Source organism: Pengzhenrongella sicca (assembly GCF_017569225.1).
Lineage (GTDB): Bacteria > Actinomycetota > Actinomycetes > Actinomycetales > Cellulomonadaceae > Pengzhenrongella > Pengzhenrongella sicca.
The window spans coordinates 1,117,305-1,138,356 of the sequence record NZ_CP071868.1 but is presented as its reverse complement, the minus strand read 5'-3'; the positions used below and the strand labels follow the sequence as shown (position 1 = coordinate 1,138,356).

Here is a 21,052-nt window from a genome sequence, read left to right as displayed (position 1 = left end):
AGACGTTCTCCCCCGCCAAAGTACGAAAGGGAGGGGGTAAGCCGAGCGCTGTCGGCGCGGGCAATGCGCGATGATCAGTTGCGACGCGTACTACAAGTACGCAGGAAGACGCTCGTACCTCTCGTAGTGGTCGCGATCGTAGTGGTCGCTCAGGCTCACGTTGTAGTGCTCGATGTCAAAGGAGTGCCACTGCCCGTCCTCCCTGGCGACTCCGTCACCCAGCGACTTGAGGACAGTCTCGGGGTTTGGCAGGTCGTCGCCGTAAGGCGAGATGCAGTCCAGGTACCAGGTGTAGCCGCTCCCGTGCGTGTCGTTGTGCCAGACCGCGCGGAGCCGTATCTCGACCCCGAGCTGGGACGCAATCGCCTCGATCTCATCGATACGTCGGTCGAGCGACTCGAGGTCGTATCGCATGCCCCCGGCGGTCCGCGAACTGAGACGGAAGTAGTAGCCACGGTGCGCTGCGACCCAGCGGTTCGGGCTGTCGGTTGCAAATATCTTCCACGCATCCGTGGTCTTGGGCATGAACTGCTGCGCAATTGCCCAGCACCGCGGAGTCGACAACAGCCGCTCCAGCACAACGTCGTCCCAGTAATGAACAACCAGGCCGTCGCTACTCTCTCGCTCAAGGCTCTCAAGACGCGTAACGAGCGAAGCTGTCGGGTGGGTGGTGCAGACCAGCAGGAACCCCTGTGCCGCGTGATGCCGCACCTGCTCGAGGACTCCGTTCGCTTCGTCGACCCCGACAGCGCGGCCCGACGCAGAGAAGTCCTTGCACGACACGAGCCACTTTCGAGGCTTCGAACCAAGCAGGTCGCTACCACGCTCAATGAACGTTAGGTCGCGGTCACCATCCGGTCCTACCCCGCTCCATTGCGGATCGAAGCCGCGTTGCAGCAGAAGCTCGCGCACCAGTTGTTCGAGCTTTCGACCTGAACCGCCAAGCTCCGCAAAGTCAAGCATGATCGAATTATGGGTCACGGGGGGCTCCAGCCACCCGTGACCAGGCCGCCAGGTCGATCAGGCGGCACGCCCATACTGTCGTGCCGGGTCTGGTGGAGGCTGTCAATCCCCGAGAGGATGAGAGTCATGGCAGCTCTGAGAAGTATCCCGAAGATCTTCGGGAACGAGCGATCTGGATGGCGCGCGACGCGCGGCGCGATCCGGTGACCCGGCCGGGAGCGTTGCGTCGGGTTGGCGAGCGCGGTTGGCGATCAACCAGGGGGCTTGACCCTGGGCTGGGTCCACTGGCACAACAACGAACGCCTGCACGGCTACCTCAGCGGCATACCCCCCAAGGAGTACGAGACCGCGTTCTACGCTACACACGGGAGCGACCAGACCCTGGTCGAAATCCCATAGACCGAGCCTCCATCAGACCCAGGATGCTTCTATGTCGCGTCAAGCCGCTGAGGTGATCATCTCGGGAGTTGGGTGCGCGACGGCCAGGGTGCGGTAGATCTGCCGGGTGGTGTAGCGCTTGAGGCATCGGCGGATCTCCTTGGTCGTCTTGCCCTCGGCCCGGCGCCGGTCGATGTAGGCGCGGGTGTCAGGGTCGATGCGCATGCGGGTGAGCACGATGGTGTTGAACGCCCGGTTGAGTCGACGGTCGCCGCCGCGGTTGAGTCGATGGCGGACCGTGTTGCCGGAGGATGCCGGGATCGGGCAGGTGCCCGCGATCTGAGCGAATGCGGCCTCGGTCCGGACCCGGCCGGGGTGGGACCAGACCGTCAGGATCACGGCGGCGGTGACCGGGCCGACGCCAGGCAGGTCGAGCAGTTCGGGTGCCTGCTGGACGACGATCTCGGTGACCTGGTCGCGGTTGTGGCCGAGCTCGGCGGTGAGGTCGACGATCCGCTTGGCGAGGCGGACGGCCTCAACCCGCGCCGTCGCCTGGCCGAGGCCCTCGTCGCGCCGCCGCCAGCCGGCGATCGCAGCGACCTGGGGTGCGGTCAGGGCGCGCCGTGCGTCGAGACCGAGGTCGTGGCTGCGCACGATCGCGGTGAGCGCGTTGATGCACCGCAGCCGGTCGGCGTTGAGCTGGTCACGCGCCACGGTCAGCACCGCCAACGCGGCCTGGACCTGGCCCGCGCGACGATCACGCAGCATCGTCACGGGCGTCGCCATCGTCGCGCGGGCCGCGAGTACCGCGTCCAGGGCGTCGGTCTTGCCCCGGCCCCGCTCACGCTTGGGTGTCGGTGCCTCCACAACTCGGTAGCCCGCTTGGCCGAGCACATCACTCAGGACAGCACCGTAGGAGCCGGTGCCCTCTGCGGCGACCAGCACGGCGTCGAGGTCACCGCCGGTGCGCCGCGCGATCCACGCCAGCGCGCGACGCAACCCTGCCGGCGAGGTCGGGAAGGTGACCTGATCCACCAGGGCACCGTTCGGGGCGGCGACGACAGCGAAGGTGTGGGTAGCGGCGTGGGTATCTACCCCGACGACGAACTGGTAGATGCCAGCCACGATGGCCTGCAAACTGGACACGACGATGTTCTCCTCACTCGTTGGGACGGACGTCGTTGCCGGCGTCGGCCCGGGGCGAGAAGTCACTACGAGGCAGGCCTGTAATGAGCCACGTTGTGGGGACGGCATCTCCGCAACGGACATGCTTCTGATCAAGCCATCGTGGTGGGCCAGGGTCGGCGTCGGCACCCAGCGCCGAGCGGACAGATCCCGGGCATGACACCCCAAGGGGGTCAGGCGATTCAGGGGTCACACCCGCCGCCGAGCGACGACACCAACCCTGCCAGCCAGCCCCAGGCCAGCCACCACGAACACTTACAGGCGATTCAGTCGTTGCTCGACGCCCTCGCAAGGCGCGCGTAGCGCTGCACGCCGGCCGAGCCGCCGCCGAATCAACTCTGGTAGCGGTCTCGCGCTCCGGCCGCTAACTCGGAGACATCCTCAACGGCAAAGACACCCGCTGCCGCCGCCTGCGCGAGGGGTAGCCCGACTGCGCGGCGGCACGCGAGACGACGGCGCGAGCGGCAGCCGGTCTGCCAGGGTCGAGCTCGCAGCTCCGATTGACAACGCACTCAACTGATCTGGGAGTCCAGAGACCTCGGGATCAGCAAGCACCTAGGCAGCCGGGTCCAACGCCATCACGACGTACGGACAAGCCGGCGATCGGATGAACTCCAGTCAGCGCCACCACGCCTTGCGGTGCACGGTCCGAACCGGAATCTCATTGGGCTCAAGTGGCCGCTCAACGACGGGTCGGATGTTGTGCGGCGTGATCCGGTCGCGTTCGTGCTCCTCGTCAAGCCAATCGGCGAGGTGGGGCAGCTTGTTGTCGCGGACGGAATCAGCGGCCCGGGCAAGGAGCTCATCGAGGCGGTGGATCTCGGCTTCAGCGGCATCGAGGCGCTCCTGGAAGGTGACTGCCCGGTGGCCACACCACTGCCGAAGCAGTTCATGGACCGGACGCTCGAACTCCAAATAGAGCGCGTACTCCCTGTCCGGCGAGCTGTCGTACTCCTCACCGTCAAGGCTCTTCCGTGGGGAACCGCGTTTGCATGCTTCCCGACACTTGCGTTCCTCGGCCACCACCCACTCGAGGATCGGCATAGGACGAACACGGCAGGCGGCCTCCACGATGGCGACCGTGCCCTCGGCCGACAGCCACCATGTGTCACCGTCACGGAACGACGGAAACGCATCGGTGAAGTCCCTCGCCAGCTTGCCCGTACTTCGCTCAAGTCCGGCTTCGTCCTCGATCCCAGCGGCGTTTCGCGCGTAGCCGAAGTCGATCGTGACGATCTCCTCCGAGATGAGCAGCTCGGCGACGACCCAGACGGCCCTTTCCTCAGCTGGGGTGAACTCGTAGCCGCTGATGCGTTGCCAGTTCGCCATCCGGGTGTCATGCTCAGCGACCCGTGACCAGGGGCAGCGCAGCCGTCCGGCTGGGACGTCTTCGACCACACCAGCCCGTTCCCCTTCGAGGAACTCGATCACCACGCGCGTGGTGTGCTTGCGGCGATCGATCGAGAGGACACGCACGCGCTGCGACGGAGCCATGTCTCGCAGCCGATAGACCCACTCCTCACCCGGCTCCACGGATTGCTCCCTCCTGCTGAGATTCGCATTCACGATGTCAGATGCCGGGCTCGTGTCGACGCTCGGTCGGCCAGCCATGCGGCACCCCAGCCGATGAGGAATCCGGTCGAACGGAGCGCGAATGGCAGCACACGGTTCTTCACCCCGGGCGAGGTGACAACAGCACCTGGCTATCTGGCGGCACCGTATCTGTCTCCAGTTCCAGGGTGCGACCGAACGGCGGTCAGCCGCTCAGGCTGAGGCGACTGCGGCGCTTGGGGCAACACAGTGAGTAGCTAAACCCAGCCGGGTGACCACGGGCCGACCACCACAGCATGTAGTGGTCATGGGCGGCGACATCCACAACAGTTAGTGGCTGAGCTAGGGCCATGTCACAGGCGCGCCGTACAATCAGACGCGAAAGAGTCTTGACTCTTTCGCGTGAAGCACGGAGAGCCCGAGACCGGGCTCATCGCCGATCCGGACTCTCGCGGCTCACAACTTTTGGTCGGGATGTGAACCTCGAGAGTACATAGGTCTGGCCACGTTGCAGTCGTGGCCAGCCTCTCAGCCGGGGAAGCGCCGCTCGCTTCCTATGGGTTTCGGCCCAGATCGGTTGGCACGAAGATGGCAACTAACACCGGCAACGGTCACCGCGTAGGTGCGGTAACTGGACGCAGCCAGATCCGCACCCCCATCGGCTGGGTGAAGCGCGACACCGCCTCGGGCAAGTTCATGGACGTCAAGGCAGACCCCGTCCCGTTCAAGGGCGTGCGCAAGGAGAAGTAGTCGGGATTCGCTAGTCGGTGGGTGAGGTTAGGCGCCTGTCTTCACCCACCGACACCGCATCCGTCTCTCGCCGAGAATCGGCACGCGGCAGACGCGCCGGGCGACCGCTCGGGTCTACGGTTTTCGTTAGACGGCCTTAGAGTTTCCTACATGGACCGGTCGCTGAACCCCTACAACCCCGGTGCCGGTCTGCGTCCTCCCGCGCTCGTCGGCCGTGAGGCTGAGATCGAGGCGTTCGATGCAACTGTGGCACGTACCCGCCTGCACATGCCCAACCGCGGGATGGTGCTCTCGGGTTTGCGAGGCGTGGGAAAGACCGTTCTCCTAAATGACCTGCGGGGACGAGCGGAGCAGATGGGCTGGTTCGTAGCGGCGATCGAGGGCCAACGAGGCGAACAAGGGGAGGACGCCGTCCGCCGCAAGCTGGGTCGCGAGCTCCTCATCGCCGGCCGCCAACTCAACAGACGAGGCATCTCCAAACGTCTACGCACAGCACTGGGGAGCATCACCTCGTTCAGCGTCGGAGTCACAGGCATCTCCCTCGACGTGTCCGCTGCAAGCGGCAGGGCGGATTCCGGCGACCTGGAGACCGACATCGGCGAACTCGTCGAGGACCTTGCGGAGGCACTGAAGGAGAAGGGCCTTGCCTTCGCGCTGTTCATCGACGAGATGCAGGACCTCGACCAGCCGACCCTCAGCGCGCTCCTCGCGGCCCAGCACGAGGCCGGTCAGCGAGAGCGACCCTTCTATATCATCGGCGCGGGCCTGCCCAGCCTGCCCGCCGTCCTCAGCGAAGCCCGGTCCTACGCCGAACGGCTCTTCGACTACCGCCGAATCGGCGCGCTCCCCAATGAAGTCGCACGCAAGGCGCTCCGCGAGCCAGCGAAGAAGTACGGCTCCGACTACGAGCCGGGCGCACTCGACCTCCTCGTCGACGCCGCCGAGGGCTACCCGTACTTCCTGCAGGAATACGGGCGCGCGATCTGGGACATCGCACCCAACACGCCATTCACCTGCGACGACGCCGCCGCCGCGGTGGCCTATGGGCTCGCCCGGCTAGACGAAGGCTTTTTCCGCGCACGCTGGGATCGCGCCACACCGGCCGAACGGCGCCTGCTCCACGCCATGGCACAAGATGATGGCGCCGCCTCGAACACCACCTCAGTCGCGGAGCGGCTCGGCAAGAAGCTCAGCGGCATCGGGCCAGCCCGGGCACACCTCATCAGCAAGGGGCTGATATACGCACCCGACCACGGCATGGTGGCCTACACCGTGCCAGGAATGGCACCCTTCATCCGGCGCCAGCATGAGGCCGCGGCGAGCGGAAAGGGCGCTTGAGCAACTACCTCATGTTGACACCACGTCCCAACGACATGGAACGTCCACCCTGCACGACCAACTGGTTGCTCAGCACCGTCCAGGAGCCCACGAAATCCCTGCTTCACCATTGCCCAGGCACAGGCGACCAACATTGGCAGCGTGCAGATCCACGCTCAGAAGGTGCAGTGTCCTACGGGCTATTTCTCGCCCGCGAACATGCGATAAAGAGGTAGCAAGATCCGTATGTCCGCGCTCTCGGACGGCCGATGCGGCGCCGCGGACCTGTCGTGCCAAGCTACCGGACTCAAGCGGTGTGACCCGAGCTCTTCCGGTTCCGCAGACGCCGGGTGCCGAGGAGCGACCAGTCAGCAGCAGAAGCCAGCACGCTGTCTCAGCAGACGGTGATGACTTCTGCCTTCGAGCCGGCAACATTACAAGGTTTCGGCGACGGCAGCAGGGTTTCCCAACGGCGTCGGGGTGTCGATGACATGGAGCCAGAGTCCGAGCCCGAAGGCTCGCAGCCGACGTTGATTGGGAAGCCGCGTGCGCGCTGCCGTCGCGGTACCAGACTCGGACATGGTCCTCGCCTCGCCTCCCGATCGGACTTCGCGGGTGCGCAAGGAGAACAGCACAGCACCGAGTCGCGTCGGGCACCCTTGAACACCTGGTGCGAGCGCAGGACCCCCTCGCGGAGGAACCCCCTCCTTCTGGGCACTTTGATGCGGAGTTGTCCGGGGCACACGTCGACTCCAACCGCTCCGAGCGCAGGGTCTCGAACGCCCACGCGGCGAGCATTCGGAGAGCGTGCAAAGCGATGCCCTCCCGCGGGGGCTTCGGGGGCGAGTGAGTACCCGATTCCCGCACGACGCTGATCGAGGCCAACACCGTAGAGCGAGGCGCCGCCCAGAACGACAGCGCCATCTGCTGGGCAGGTGAGCGCGAAAATCAGGACATCACCGGCGCGGCGCGCTTGTTCCCGCTCAACGAACCACGCCGCGCGTTGAATGAATCTGGACTTCGGCGAGGTGGCGGCAATTTCATCGACGCCGCCGTAAGGCCCCCGTCCGCAAGCAGGTGCTGACGTGGCCACTGCTGCAGTAGAGACGCTTCCGACCCGGGAACTGATAGCCAGTATGCGGTCCCGGAATGCGCAAGTCGCAGCCGCGGCGGTGACCGAACAGACCTGGGCCAACGACCTCGAGCAGAGCCGTGTCGCCGGTGCGGGGCCGAGGAAGGCGGCGGTTAGTCACTCGTGTGCCAACTCGCGCACGGGCGGTTAGCCTCGAGGCTCAGTCGGCCCGCACCCCTCAAATCCAGTTCGATGTCGTCGATCTATCACGTGTGACCATGCGAACGAACTACTTACGAGACTTACGAACGATCTCTGGAGGTGAAGTCCTCGGAACTACGACTATTCTCTTACTGACCGGATCCGTTGGGGCAGCCGCCTTTCCCAGCCTCTGGGCGTCGGGCGAAGTCCTCTTGGGCCTCGTCGCAATACACGCGATACTCATTCCACTGGCTTTTCATGACAGGTTTCTCGAAATTCTGCGAACAACGGCTGCCGGACTTACCGCTTTCAGTGGACTGATGTTCGGCCTCGAGTTGGACAACGTGTTGTCCATCGGGTCACAAATTTCATCATCCGGCTCCGCGGAACGCGCGAACAACATTGGCGCCATGTTCATGGTTGCTACGTTCACCGCCTGGGTGGCTACGTCGATGGCTACGGGTAAGATCGGCCGGCGCGAACGGCACGCTTCTGACGTTGAAGCAATCGCTCGGCAGGCTGAAATCCTCACAAAAATGCAGAATATCCTAGATCGATCAAGGCGCCCCAACTGGAACGCTCGGCAAGTGATAGTTGCTATCGCGACAGTCAGCTTCCTCGGTCGATTCTCCACGCGCCGCCATAGAACCGCGCGCCAGGGGAGAAAAATCGCATTGCCTGCGAGTGCCTGTCCCGCCAACTCGTCCAGATAGGCCCAAGTCGTCTCGCGGTAGGCGCCGGTTGCGGGTGTGAAATCGTGCGGGGGCCAAGGCTGGGATGATCGGCGAGCCGACCCTGGTTCGCCCGGGACGCATCCGAGTTCGAGGTGACCTGATGAGCGCCCGCACCACGGCACAGGGCATCGACCCGGACCTGGAAGCCTTGCTAGGCGGCAGCCGGTCATGCGGGCGCGCGCCGAACCGCCGTGCCGGAGCTCACCGGCGAACTCGAAGGAGTCTCGGGCTGTCGTGGTCGTGGTCGAGGTGCGCGGACGGGGCTCGCGACGGGCCGGCTCGTGAGGGCGCGACGCTAGCGATCCGTTCTGCGCATGGTCCGGGGTGAGGCCCGAGCGGCCTCGCTCACGACGGAGGTGGTGTGCATGGGCGATGTCGCGAGGGCTCTCGCTAGCGCTGGCGGGTTGGTGTGGCTCGCTGGGCTGGTCTTGGTGACCGCGGTTGTGTTCTGGCCTGGTGAGGTGCCGTATCAGCGGTTGTTGGAACTGGTGCGTGCGTGGCGGCGGCCGCAGCGGTGACCATCTCACCGCCGCCGTCGAGGGCCTGCCACCCGGCGAGAGCCGCGACCGCGGCGCCGCCTACGCACAATGGGCCAGCGACCTAATCGCCGACACGGACACCAGTCGTTCCGTGACCGCGCCTCTTGACCAGAAGAAGGTCATAACCAAGCCCCACGCGAACGGAATCGCTACCTCAATCTGCGTTGGCGGATTCGGTGAGACTGCACGCTCGAACGGCGAGGAGCGGCCGAAGGCGTCGTAGAGACGCAGGGGCACGACAAGGTGGGGGCCCAAATCGCGACCGCAGCGCGAGGACCCCGTCACGGGCCCGGCCCGGCTTGAACGGGCAGCCACCCTCAACTGCTGCGGTCGGACGCACCCTTACCGGGTAGACACGCCTTGGGCGGGTTCAAGAGCGACATTACAGGGCACGCGGCGAGCGGCGTCTCGGAACGTGAGTCCCCCCCCCCCCCCCCCCCCACTTGGTCCCTCGGCCTACCGTTCACGTCCGATCGAATCAGCACGTACCTGTCGCCAAGTGCTGGGTGGGTGTCCGCGGCGGCTCCCATAGCGAACGCATTGCGGTCGTTCTCACCGTCGCATGCGTGTGGCGCTACTCGGGGTGGTCTCGCTTCCCCCGGCGTCAGTCTCGTGTCGGCCGGAGGGGTCTGCTGCACGAATAGGTGACACCTGACCTGTGGTGCCGGAGGGCACCGCTGGAAGGATGTGCACCGTGCCCAGACCCCACCCCAAGGAGTTCCGCGACGACGTCGTGGCCGTGGCCCGCCGCGGTGATGCTCCGATCAAAGAGATCGCGAAAGACTTCGGAATCAGCGAGTCGTGCCTGCGCAACTGGATGCAGGCCGCCGACGTCCAGGACGGCAACCGTCCCGGCGTAACGGTCAGCGAGTCGGCCGAACTGCGCGAGATGCGTCGCCGCAACCGGCTCCTCGAGCAGGAGAACGAGATCCTGCGTCGCGCGGCGGCGTACTTCGCCCAGGCGCACCTGCCGGGAAAATGATGTACCCGCTCGTGAGTGAGCTCGCTAGCGACGGGATCCCCGTCGCGGTGACGTGCCGGGTACTCAAGCTCGCCAGACAGCCCTACTACCGCTGGCTCGCCGCGCCGATCACAGCTCGTGACCTGGACGAGGCGTACCTGGCGAACGTGCTGTTCGATGCCCACGTCGACGATCCCGAGTTCGGGCACCGGCTGCTGGCCGACGAAGCCGACAAGGCCGGCCTGCGCGCCAGTGACCGGCGGGTCTGGCGGATCTGCCGGGACAACCAGTGGTGGTCGGTGTTCGGCAAGAAGCGCGCCAAGAACGGCAAGAAGGCCGGCCCGCCAGCCCACGACGACCGCGTGCTGCGGATCTTCCGCGCCGACGCACCCAACCGGTTGTGGCTCTGGGACATCACCGAGCACCCCACCGCCGAGGGCAAGCTCTACCTGTGTGCGATCAAGGACGTGTACTCCAACCGGATCGTGGGGTACTCGATCAGCGACCGCATGACCTCCCGGATCGCGGTGAACGCCCTGGCCAGCGCCGTGCAGCGCCGTCGTGACGTGGCCGGCTGCATCGTCCACTCGGACCGGGGCAGCCAATTTCGAAGCCGAAAGGTGCTGCGCGAGCTGGACCGACACACCCTGGTCGGATCGATGGGGCAAGTCGCCTCGGCCGGGGACAACGCGGCGATGGAGAGCTTCTTCTCGTTGCTGCAGAAGAACGTCCTGGACCGGCGCCGCTGGGCCAACCGCGACGAGCTCCGCCTGGCGATCATCACGTGGATCGAACGGACCTACCACCGCCGCCGACGCCAGGCCCGCCTGGGTCGACTGACCCCCATCGAGTACGAGACCATCAACACCCCTCAGGTCGCACTCGCCGCCTGAGACCGACTGTCACCTATTCGTGCAGCAGACCCGAGTGCCACCGCTGTGCAGCCGGGTCACGCGTGTTGTCAAGACTTCGTCGTCAACGTGCGTTCGTTCGTTGTCGCTGCAAGAGCGGGAGCAGTTGCGACACATCAGGGTCAGAGGAAGAGGTGGTCGCGTGCGATTCCCGGTAGCGCTAGCCGTTGTACTCGCGGTTGCGGCCGTGTCGTCCGGCTGCGGTTCGCCCGAGGTATTGGGACCGCGAGCGTCAGTGGACACCGGATGGTCAGCTGTCGCCGAGGCTCCGCTGTCAGAACGGTATAGCGCCACTGTGGTGTGGGTCGCCGACCGCTTCCTCGTGGTCGGCGGTGACGACGGTCCGCGATGCCCGCCAACCGCGGACTGCGCCGTCCCGATGGGTTCTTTCCTGCGCGACGGAGCTGCCTTCGACCCGGTGTCCGGCACGTGGGCCCCGATCGCGGACTCGCCCGCGCTGGTGGTGTTCCCGTCAACGGCCGTGATCGACGCAGTGCTCTACGTGCTCACTGCCAGCGGCTACGCCGGTGCGCCGTCGGCTTTCCTGGCCTACGACGCTACGGCGGACACGTGGAGCACGCTGCCGATGCCCCCCGACGGCCCCGGGAACCTCGTCGTGGCTGGGGACGTCCTGCTGTCGATACCGGGCTCCGACGAGACCGGACCAGCCGTGGACTCGTGGTTCGACCCGCAGACCGCGAGCTGGCACCGCGTGCCCGACGACCCGCTGGGACTGAGCTTCGACCGCACACTGGTCGTCGTCGATGGGCGGATGTTCCTGACGGCCAGGGACCTAGTGGCGAGACCCGGTGCTGATGCTCCCTCTCTCGTTCGGTTGGCCGAGCTCGACTCCACGATGGAGAGCTGGACGGTGCTTCCGGGCACCGAGGTCATCGGCTCGGGCCCGGTATCGGCAGGCGGACGGCTGGTGTTCCCCGACCCCGGCGGCTCGGACGGCGGCGAGGTCGGCAACTGGGGCCGGGCCTACCCATTCGGAGGGATCTACGAACCACGGACAGGGGAATGGGAAAGGCTGCCAGAGACCCCCGGTGACAGCTCATGGCCGCGCCTTGTGGTGGGCGACCTCGTCCGAGTGGGCGACTCCCTGCTCGACCCGGTCACACTCACGACGACGGCGATCCCCGACGAACCGTGGGACCCGAACTACCCGCCATCCATTGCCGCATCCCCGAGCGCGCTCTTCGCGTGGGGCGGTCTGCAAGACGGCACAGCGGGCTGGCTCTCCACCCCATGAGGCGACGATTGAACCCTCGCGCGCGCCCTCAACGTCACGCCGCCCGGCGTCTGTCGCGAAGCGTCAAGGATCCACCGTCGCCTGGTCTGACGGCACTTACCTGTCGCTCACTAGTGGTTACCACCGATGGTTGCCACCGAGCTGGGCCGGGGTCCGTGGGACGTGTTGTTTGTCGGCAGCCCAGCGCTGGGGTCCAGGCGTTGCGGTTCGACTCGCCGGGCGACTACTCAGCACATACTCTTGTGACGGATGTATAGTTTCGGCATGAGTAAGCATCTGCAGGAGCCATCGTTCCTGATCCTGACCGCGTTGGCGGCTGGCCCGCAGCACGGGTACGCGGTGATCAAGGACGTCGATGCGATCTCCGGCGGGCGGGTCGCGATGCGGGTGGGCACCTTGTATGGGGCCTTGGATCGACTGGATGTCGCGGGGCTGGTGGAGGTCGATCGCGAGGAGGTCGTCGACTCCCGGTTGCGCCGGTACTACCGGTTGACCGAGAAGGGTCGAGGTGTCCTTCAAGTTGAAGCGGAGCGGACCCGAGACCAGGCGCGGGCTGCCCTGGTACGCCTGGGCGTAGCGGGTGCGCTCGCATGACGGCCACCGCCACGGGTTCACCCGGGGTTGACCTTGAGCGCTCCTATCGGCGACTACTTCGCGCACTGCCCCCGGCCTATCGCCGTGCCCGTGAGCGCGAGATGGTCGACGTGATGCTCGAGCTCAGCCCACCGGACCGGCGCCGGCCCCGATTCGCGGACGCGTTCGACATCGCGGCCATTGCCGTGCGTCAGTGGATCCGGGTGCTCTTCTTGCCCTCTCGCGGGGAGGTGCGCACAGCGGCGGCGGGATTGGCGGTCATCGTGCCGTTGTTGCTCGCGTACCCGGTGGGCCAGGTCACGTACCTCTTGATGCCGCTCGTGCGGTGGTTGGTCGCTCCGCAGGGGCAGCCCGACTACTTTTCCACGCGGAACAGCTTCGAGTTGCGTGCCTTCTTGTGGATGCATGGAGGCTGGCTGGTTTGGGCGTTCTGGGCTGCGGCGATCGTGTGTCTGTTGATCGGGAAGTCGAAGATCGCCCGGTTCCCGGCAGCCGCCGGAACTGTCGTGTTCGGGGCCTTCTTCGTCGGGCTGGTGACCAACAATTTTCAGCGCACGATGGTGATGAACGCGGGCTGGATGGTGGTCCAGATCGTTGCGGTGGGCCTGCTGGCGAGGCCTGCGACCGTCGAACATGGTCGAAGGCTGGTGCCGCCCCGCATTCTCGTCCTGATCGCACTCGTCGCGGGTGGCCTCGGAGTCACCCAGACCAGCCTCGGCGGGGTGCTGTACATCGTCAACTACAGCCCCCTGCACCCGTGGCTGATCGCCGGAGCCCTCCTCGCTGCCGCTCTCGCGAGTCTGTGGTCGGCGACCGGACGGGTGGTCCTTCCCTTCCTGGTCGCTCTTCTTCTACCGCTTCTAGCGTGCCGGATCGCGTTTCCCGGGCTCATCGACCGCGCCACCCCGAACACGTTTGACTACCTGCCCCTAACCGAAGGCGCCTTCGGTGTCGTTACCCTGGTGTTGCTCTACGCCGGTAGCCGGCTGGCCAGCTCGGCAGCGGCGGATTTCCGGGCCCGTTCTCAGGTAAAACGGGTTCACCCCCGCCCGTGAGGTAACAGGGTCCCGCACGGGACACCTGATTTCGGCCCGCAATCGACCGCCGCGGCTGCCTTTGTGCTGCCGTCACGCCGCCCAGACCACCCACCGAATGCCCGGGAGGGCTTGCCATGCCCGCATCCGGTGCGGTCCTCGAGCGCTTACGCGTCCGCCGCCAGGTGCCCGCCGACACAGACTCTCGGGTGTTTTTGCCTGAGGTGCACGCGCTTCGGGCTCTGGCGATCACCCTCGTCGTCGCCTACCACCTCGTGCCCGCAGCCCTGCCCGGCGGGTTCGTCGGGGTCGACGTCTTCTTTGTCATCTCCGGCTTCTTGATGACCCGTCAGATGCGGGCCGAGATCGACCGCACCGGCCGGTTACACCTGGCCGGGTTCTACGCCCGACGAGCGCGCCGCATCCTGCCCGCCGCGGTGGCGACCATTGTCGTGGTCGTCGCGGCAGGCCTGGCCCTGCTCCCATCGACGCGTTGGGCTGAGCTCAGCGCCCAGGCGCGCGCTTCGACGTGGTTCTGGCAGAACTGGCAGCTCGCAGCCAGCGCCGTCGACTACCAGACCCAAGGGCAAGCGCCCACGGCGTTGCAGCACTTCTGGTCGCTCGCGGTCGAAGAGCAGTTCTACCTGATCTGGCCCCTGTTCCTCATCGCTGTCCTTGTGTCCCGCCGGACCCACCCGGTCCGCCCCCGCACGCTCGCCCGCGCCCAACTCGCCACGGGCGCGGTCATCGCGGGTTCCTTCGCGATCAGCGTCGCCTGGACCGCGACTGGATCCCCGGACGCGTACTTCGCCACACCCACCCGACTGTGGGAACTGGCCGCAGGCGCGCTGCTCGCCTTACGCCCGGCCACCATCGGCCGCACTGGCATGCGGGTGCGCGCCGCGGCGTCCTGGGCCGGGTTGGCCGCTATCGCGACCGCAGCCATTGCCTACGACTCCAGCACGCCGTTCCCTGGCGCTGGCGCCGCGCTGCCCGTCGTGGGCGCGTGCCTGATCATCGGGGCCGGCGCCAACCGAACCCGAGCTTCTTTCGCTGCGCTCGCCAGGTTGCGCCCCGTGTCCTGGTTGGCGGACATCTCATACTCCCTGTACCTGTGGCACTGGCCCGTCGTCGTGCTTTGGCCGGACACCGCGGACCCCAGCGCTGCGGTCGCCGCCGCGCAGATCCTGGCGCAACTCGCGTTGAGCGTGGTGCTGGCGAGCCTGAGCCGGAAGTTCGTCGAGCTCCCCACCCAACGCTGCGCGAAGTTGCGGTCCGCGCCGAGCATGACGGGGTTGGTTGCGGTCGTCGCCCTTACCGTGAGCACCGCGGTGGCGTTCCTCCCGGCAGGGCTGCTCGCCGCCCAATCCCAGGCCCGCGCACACGCGGTCGAGGAATTCTGGGCGACGCCTCCCCCTTCACTCGGGGCCGAAGCGATCGACGAACACGGGTACCGGGCGCTCGACCCCGCCACCGACCTGATCGTCCCCGACCCGAACCACGCCCGAGAAGACGTCCTGGCGAGTGTGGCGCGCGACTGCAAGGGCGCGATGTCCGACGGTGCCACCCCCCGGTGCGAGTTCGGGGCGACCGATGCGACGACCACTATCGCCCTGGTTGGTGACTCCCACGCCGAGCAGTACTTGCCCGCCCTGCAGATCCTCGCCACCCAGAACCACTGGCGAGTGATCACCTACCTGCACGCCAGCTGCCCATTCAGCTCCGCCCAACGCGTCACCGATCACGCCCGCGGCGGACCGTGCCTGCGCGCCAACGCGGCGACCCTCACCGCACTCGAGGCAGACCCCAGCATCGACCTCGTCGTGACCGCCCAGCGCACCGCAGTCCCCTTCGTCACCGACGGCACCACCCCCGACCCGGCCGAAGGGTTCAACGAATACTGGAACCGTCTCGCCGAGGCAGGCCTGGCCGTGCTGGCGATCCGCGACAACCCGATGATGCTGCCCGACGACCAGACCCAAGCATGCGTCGCCCAGCGACCAGACGATCCCGCCAGCTGCGCGCGACGACAAGCAGACGCCCTACCCGACGACGCCCAAGTCGAGGCCGCGCGCCACGCCCCGGCCGTCACCCTGGTCGACCTCACCAATTCGTTCTGCGTAAACGGGCTCTGCCCACCCGTCATCGGCAACGTCCTTGTCTACCGCGACGACCAACACCTCACCGCGACCTACGTCCGCACCCTTGCCCCCCACCTCGACGCTGCGATCGCCTGCGCTCTAAGCCGCTGATCGCAAGACCGTCGCCAGGTGCGTACCCAACCCGTCGATCGGCACCGAATCGCTGGCTGTCGCCAAGGCGCAGTAGGGGCTCGAGGCGAAGGGGGCCGTTTGGCACGGTCGTAGGGTGTCGACGTGCTCTTGCTATCTGATCCCTCCGTTGCCGCCGTGCCAGTTCTCGAGTCGGGCGAGGACTTGCTCGACCTCCTGGTGCACGGCGGTCTGCTGATCGACACCCGCAAGCGAGATGCCGACGGTGCGTGGTCTCGCCTCCGTTCCGGAGTCCTCGAACGCCTGCTCGTGGCGCAAGCAGCACTTCCCGACGGCATGAGGCTCCTGATCATCGAATGTCACCGGCCGGTGGCACTGCAATGGCACTACTTCGAGAGCTACCGAGCAGAACTCAGCGAACTCAACCCGAGCTGGCCTGCGTCGCGCCTCGACGACGAAGCGAGCAAACACGTCTCCCCGCCGTCGGTCGCGCCCCATCCGTGCGGAGGGGCCGTGGACCTGACCTTGTGGCAAGACGGTGTCGAACTCGACATGGGGACCCGGGTCAACGCCACACCGGCGGCCAGCGCAAACGCCTGCTTCACCGCTGCGAGGAACATCTCGGCGGCGGCGCGGCGCCGACGCGACGTGCTCAGCGAAGCGCTCACCAGGGCCGGCATGGTCAACTACCCGCCCGAGTGGTGGCACTGGTCCTACGGCGATCGATACTGGGCTGCAGCGACCGGCGCCCCAGCCGCCCACTACAGCCCGAAGTGAAGATCACACAGCACCGCGACGATCGCGTCGACCCTCGTGAGCGCTGCGGAGGGTTTGGACCGAATGCCGGTTGAACGGCACGTCGCCGCTGACGACGCAGCAGCGCTGCGCGCACGGCTGCGCCACGTCTACTGGATCGGTGGCGGGAGCGGCGGGGGCAAGTCGACCGTTGCTCGGAGCATCGCTGCTCGGTACGGGCTGCGTCTGTACGTCACCGATGACGTGATCTCCGATCACGCCAACCGGAGCGACCCAAACCTCGCCCCGTTCGTGGACGAGTTCGTCGCCATGGACATGGACGAGCGATGGGTCAACCGGTCACCCCAGACGATGCTCGAAACGTTCCACTGGTTTCGCGGCGAGGGCTTCGACGAAGTCATTGACGACCTCGTGCATCTACCGCCAGCACCAGGCGTGATCGCCGAGGGATTCCGCCTGCTGCCACACCTCGTCCGGCCTCGTCTCGACTCACCTGACCACGCCGTCTGGCTACTCCCGACGCCGGACTTCCGTCGTGCCGCATTCTCGAGCCGGGGCTCATCGTGTGAGATCGCGGGCAAGACCAGTGATCCCGCCAGGGCACTGCAGAACCTCCTTGAGCGCGATCGGATGTTCACCGAGCGCCTCCGCGACGAAGCGACGAGCCTCGATCTGCACCTGATCGAGGTCGACACCACGATGACCGAGGAAGAGCTCACCGACCGAGTGACGGAAGCACTCGGACTCTGAGCCGAGATCGCGTCAACCCAGGGTCGGGACCGCCACATCCTGCCTGCCTGCAGATGCCGGCTCTGGTCGTCATCCGGCGCGTCCTCGGCGTCCGGGTGGCAGGAGTCCACGCGTGCGGGCTTTGGCGACCCAGCCTTGGGCGGTGCTGAGCGCGACGCCACTGAGTTCGGCCATCGTCGCGGACGGGTTGACGTCGCCGTTGGCGGTCAGTCGGCTGTGCTGGAGCGCGACGAGCTCGTAGAAGTCGAGAGTCCCCTTCGGGGCGAGGGGTTTGAGTAAGTCGCGTTCGGCGACCTTGCGCCCGCTCGGCAGCTCGACCTCGCCGCCGGTGATCGGGTTGGTGCGCGTCGCGGCGAAGAATCGCCTATTGATCGCCGCTTCGATCCGGGCCGTTGGCAACTCGCGCAGCAGGTGGCTGGTGATCGGGTCGCCGGGTCGCCCGGGCAGGTACACGACGCCGGTGATGCGGACCTCCCCAGCTATCGCACCCTGGCGCTGGAGCCGGAGGTACACCCGAGTCTTGGTCTCAGTGTGCCGGATGTAGCGCCATCGGCCGCCGGCCGTGCCGTTCCGATCAGGGTCGCGCTGGGCTTGAGGTTCCTCGTCGGTCAGGGTCTGGTCGACGTAGCCGAGCACCGCGTCGAGCTCAACGCTGGCGTCCTCGGGCCGCTTGCCAGCGGAACGACTGAGGAGGTCCCAGCCCGCAGGCAGGTCAGCCAAGACGAGCAGCTCGTCGTCCACTTGATCACTAGGCCCGCGGGAGACGGTCGACATACGGAGAGACTACGCGGAAGAGCGGACTTTCGTGCGTACTTGCAGATACGCCCGCTGACGTGGTCCCGCGAAGTACTCCGGTTTTCGCAAAGACACGGCGCGGGCGAGCGCTGGAGCGCCTGCGTTCCGGACCAACATGGGCAGGGTGCACTCCCCCGCTCAGAAATAGCGACACCGAGAGGGATAACTCTCACCCGCAAATGTGCGATAGGGAGGAGGTAAGTCGGATTCGTCCGGGAACCCCGGTCGTGCCAGCAGCCCGTCGGTCGCCGCCCCGCTTCTCGTGATCAACTGGCGCCCATGACGGCACCACTGATTATCGACCAGGTTTCGGCCTCACTTCAGGTCACCGACGCTGACCTACGCGCATGGGCGTCCGGGCGCCGGGTGTTCGTCTCCAGCCTCATCACCGACATGCCCGAGGAGCGGGCGGCCGTGCGTTCCGCGATCGTGAGCGTCGGCGCGACACCGGTGATGTTCGAGGACGAACTCAGTGCTCAAGATGTGCCCGCCGACCGTGCATACCTCGCTGGCGTGCACAGCTCGGAGGTGTACATCGGGATGTGGGGCCAGCGGTATGGGGTGCGGATGTCTGATGGGTACTCGGCAACGCACGCCGAGTTCCTCGAGGCCGAAAAGTGCGGCCTGCGACTGTGTCTGTTTGTCCATGGCGAAGGCACCGGACAGATGGACGGCCGCGTCGATGCGCTCCGCCGTCCGCCGCACCGCCCCCAACGTCGCCACGAGCTCGGCGTGCACCTGACCGGTCGCGTTCGTCGCCTTCGCCATCTGGTTCACGTTGTTCGAGATCGCCGCCAACAACCGGTGCAACCGGAACAGCTCCGCAATCGCGTTGCGCCGCTCCGTCGGCGTCTCCGACGACGCCGCCGCCAACGCCGACTCCACCAGCAACCGCGGGACCGTCACGCGTTGCGCCTGCGCCAAACGCAGCAGCACACCCTCTTCCTCCGGAGTGACCTTCACCTTGTGCTCGTGCCGGCGACCACCGGCAACATTCGCGCGCCGGCGCCGCGCGAACAGACGCCCCTCAGACACCGGTTCGCTCATCGCCCTCACCAGGTTCTCAGCCCAGCGCAGCGACCCGCCCCATGCGGGGACCACACGACCAGTGTGCTCGATCCGCGACCACCAGTCGAGGATCCGAGCCATTTAGGTCCCCTAAATGTATAGCTTGCTCCGCCCGGGGCGCCGATGGTTCCTCGCGCACGTCGGTAGACGGGGCCCGCCGACGTGCGCGAAGAACCATCGGCGCATTACCGCGGTGCAACAGGGTCCTATTGGGCCAGTCAATCCGTACAATCAGGACATGGCAAAGCACCTATCCCCCGATGACGCGGCCGCCCGCGCCAAGGCCTTGCAGGACGACCGGCTCAACGCGATCCGGACCATCGCGATCGCCCGACAGGCCGTCGCGGACGTCCGCGAGCAGACCACTCGTGAACTGACCGAACTTCAAGCGACGATCACCCAACGCATCGGCGACGCCGAGCGCGACGACGTGCGCGCCTACAACGCGGCCGTGAGCGCCGGCTGGACGCCGGACGAGCTGCGCAAGATCGGGTTCGGTGAGCCCGACAAGAAAGCCCGCGTACGCCGCCGCGCCGCCCGCCGGGGCACTGCCGATACGGCCGCCGGCGCGGACCGACCCGAGCGCGCCGACACCTCGGCGGTCGTTGCGTGAAGTAGCCCGCACACAGGCCCCGCCCTCACCTCACGCGCACCCGTGAACCCCCCGCTCGCGGTGCACGGCCTAGGGCTAGTGGTCGGTCACCCGTCTGCGTCGTCGAGGTCGAGGGCGTCGCGCAGCTGGTCGGCCGTGGGCAGCACCGCGCGTGCTTCAGGCGGCAGCCCGGAGTAGTCCGCGACCGACGCAGCGGTCGATGCCAGCGCGTACCGTCGGCGCGTTTCGCCGCGATAGTACCAACCGAGCGCAGTGCCCGAGCAGGGTCATGAGTGGGACAAGGACCAGCGTGCCGGCACGCTCGAACAGGTCCCAGCGGTCCACGCTGACGACGAACGCTGCCCAGAACCGCGACGATCCGACCCCGGCACGCCGAGACGACATGCTCGGCAAAGAAGACCCCGCACCAAAGGCTCGCTCCCTCCAAAACCCGCGCCCGGCGACTACCTCGCTCGACTACGCGTCGTCAACGACAACGCAGCGCTGACCAACGCGCTGATCCTGCTTTACGTACGTGTGGCCGGCCGTCCCGGGTGGCACCACCCGGGCGACGTCCGAGGACTCTCAGCCCGCCGTGACGTGTCCGCAGAGGGACTACTCAACGCCGTCGAGCTGTGCCGGCACTGAACTCGGGCACACGACCTCCCGGCCGCGATCGACGAGCGCGCACGACGGGTGGAACGTGCCCGGATCAGGTACTTGGAGATCGCCACGACGGCGAACTCCCGGTACAAGGCGAGATCCCCGTGCTGCGACAAGAGGAGCGACGCCGCGGACGTCACCAAAACAGGGCAAATGAGCCATTGTTTGCGCTTCAGTTTTCCGCGTGTTGTCGCGACGAGCGTGCTAGGCGCTTGTTCATCTGTCGGGTCACTATCTCGTCAGCTTCGAGCCAGATCCGCAACCGGCTCAACGCACCCGATGAATGGAGCTGTGACTGATGGGAGGATACCGTTGACACCAGTCACAGCACGTGATTTGATAGCCCCTGTAATGGCACCAGCCATGAAAACGAGACGCTTGCATCTCGGTTCCTTTCAACGATGGGAATTGCATTGAACAGACTAATGGCACGCCGCGCCGGAATGATCGTCGGCATGGTGGCACTCGTCGCAGGTGGCTTCGTGGCCCCTGCTCAGGCACTCGGTGGAACCTGCTCAGCGTGGCCCGAGAAGACCGTAGTGAACGGTGCTCCGGACAGCTGGCGGACAGGTGCTCGGTGCAGCGCTCTAAATGGTGACACCAAGGCGCAGGGCAACGGCGTCGTCTCGCTTTATGCCGATCACAACACGGCTTGGTTCACGCAACTCAACGTGAGCAAGTACAGCTCGTGGGGCGTCGGTGCCATCGACAGCCTCAGCGTCAACTACGCGTTTCGCTGATTCGGGAGTCGT

General features: G+C 66.5%; 15 protein-coding genes and 3 pseudogenes. 13 read left to right on the top strand and 5 right to left on the bottom strand.

The features are described 5' to 3' along the window. Positions 1-90 precede the first annotated feature (90 nt). Positions 91-963, bottom strand: coding sequence for a restriction endonuclease (locus tag J4E96_RS05030; protein WP_227424684.1), 873 nt, complete (start codon positions 961-963; stop codon positions 91-93). A gap of 267 nt (positions 964-1,230) precedes the next feature. Here J4E96_RS05030 and J4E96_RS20380 point away from each other — a divergent pair. Then, positions 1,231-1,362 (top strand): annotated as a pseudogene (locus J4E96_RS20380) (IS3 family transposase); the annotation flags it as partial. A 39-nt stretch (positions 1,363-1,401) separates the two neighbouring features. Here J4E96_RS20380 and J4E96_RS05025 read toward each other — a convergent pair. Both J4E96_RS05025 and J4E96_RS05020 read right to left on the bottom strand, forming a co-directional pair. Beyond that, complete coding sequence (locus J4E96_RS05025) at positions 1,402-2,478, bottom strand: IS110 family RNA-guided transposase (RefSeq protein ID WP_227425670.1); 1,077 nt, start codon at positions 2,476-2,478, stop codon at positions 1,402-1,404. A 666-nt stretch (positions 2,479-3,144) separates the two neighbouring features. Further along, the gene (locus J4E96_RS05020) at positions 3,145-4,059 is read right to left on the bottom strand and encodes a hypothetical protein (RefSeq protein ID WP_227424683.1); all 915 of its coding nucleotides are present in this window, start codon (positions 4,057-4,059) and stop codon (positions 3,145-3,147) included. A gap of 606 nt (positions 4,060-4,665) precedes the next feature. Here J4E96_RS05020 and J4E96_RS05015 point away from each other — a divergent pair. From J4E96_RS05015 to J4E96_RS04975, 9 genes are all read left to right on the top strand, one after another. Then, positions 4,666-4,827 carry a hypothetical protein gene (locus J4E96_RS05015; RefSeq protein ID WP_227424682.1) on the top strand — a complete coding sequence of 54 codons (162 nt, stop codon included), beginning with the start codon at positions 4,666-4,668 and terminating at the stop codon, positions 4,825-4,827. 150 nt (positions 4,828-4,977) lie between these two features. After that, the gene (locus J4E96_RS05010) at positions 4,978-6,165 is read left to right on the top strand and encodes an ATP-binding protein (RefSeq protein WP_227424681.1); all 1,188 of its coding nucleotides are present in this window, start codon (positions 4,978-4,980) and stop codon (positions 6,163-6,165) included. A gap of 3,219 nt (positions 6,166-9,384) precedes the next feature. Continuing rightward, a protein-coding gene (locus tag J4E96_RS05005) for an IS3 family transposase (RefSeq protein WP_227424680.1) occupies positions 9,385-10,544 on the top strand; the annotation gives its coding sequence in 2 pieces (ribosomal slippage) (positions 9,385-9,663 and positions 9,666-10,544; 1,158 coding nt in all). Between the two features lie 253 nt (positions 10,545-10,797). After that, entirely contained in the window at positions 10,798-11,817 is a 1,020-nt protein-coding gene (locus J4E96_RS05000) for a Kelch repeat-containing protein (RefSeq protein ID WP_227424679.1), read from the top strand. A 249-nt stretch (positions 11,818-12,066) separates the two neighbouring features. Continuing rightward, positions 12,067-12,411, top strand: coding sequence for a PadR family transcriptional regulator (locus tag J4E96_RS04995; protein WP_227424678.1), 345 nt, complete (start codon positions 12,067-12,069; stop codon positions 12,409-12,411). After that, on the top strand, positions 12,408-13,466 hold the full coding sequence (locus J4E96_RS04990; protein WP_227424677.1) for a hypothetical protein: 1,059 nt from the start codon (positions 12,408-12,410) through the stop codon (positions 13,464-13,466). The genes J4E96_RS04995 and J4E96_RS04990 overlap by 4 nt, the downstream gene beginning before the upstream one ends. A 188-nt stretch (positions 13,467-13,654) precedes the next feature. Continuing rightward, complete coding sequence (locus J4E96_RS04985; RefSeq protein WP_227424676.1) at positions 13,655-15,697, top strand: acyltransferase family protein; 2,043 nt, start codon at positions 13,655-13,657, stop codon at positions 15,695-15,697. Between the two features lie 123 nt (positions 15,698-15,820). Next, positions 15,821-16,453 (top strand): M15 family metallopeptidase, encoded by a 633-nt coding sequence (locus J4E96_RS04980; RefSeq protein ID WP_227424675.1) that lies wholly within the window; start codon positions 15,821-15,823, stop codon positions 16,451-16,453. A gap of 36 nt (positions 16,454-16,489) precedes the next feature. Beyond that, on the top strand, positions 16,490-17,182 hold the full coding sequence (locus J4E96_RS04975; protein ID WP_227424674.1) for a hypothetical protein: 693 nt from the start codon (positions 16,490-16,492) through the stop codon (positions 17,180-17,182). A gap of 69 nt (positions 17,183-17,251) precedes the next feature. Here J4E96_RS04975 and J4E96_RS04970 read toward each other — a convergent pair whose 3' ends face one another. After that, positions 17,252-17,956: a hypothetical protein gene (locus tag J4E96_RS04970; protein ID WP_227424673.1), complete on the bottom strand. Its 705-nt coding sequence runs from the start codon at positions 17,954-17,956 to the stop codon at positions 17,252-17,254. A gap of 300 nt (positions 17,957-18,256) precedes the next feature. Here J4E96_RS04970 and J4E96_RS20375 point away from each other — a divergent pair. After that, positions 18,257-18,529, top strand: a pseudogene (locus J4E96_RS20375) (DUF4062 domain-containing protein); the annotation flags it as partial. A 171-nt stretch (positions 18,530-18,700) separates the two neighbouring features. Here the strand turns inward: J4E96_RS20375 and mobC are convergent. Beyond that, positions 18,701-19,024, bottom strand: a pseudogene (gene mobC, locus J4E96_RS20370) (plasmid mobilization relaxosome protein MobC); the annotation flags it as partial. Between the two features lie 259 nt (positions 19,025-19,283). Here mobC and J4E96_RS04955 point away from each other — a divergent pair. After that, positions 19,284-19,658, top strand: coding sequence for a hypothetical protein (locus J4E96_RS04955; RefSeq protein WP_227424672.1), 375 nt, complete (start codon positions 19,284-19,286; stop codon positions 19,656-19,658). Between the two features lie 1,097 nt (positions 19,659-20,755). After that, a complete protein-coding gene (locus J4E96_RS04950; RefSeq protein ID WP_227424671.1) occupies positions 20,756-21,040 on the top strand; it encodes a hypothetical protein in 285 nt (94 codons plus the stop codon). Positions 21,041-21,052 lie beyond the last annotated feature (12 nt).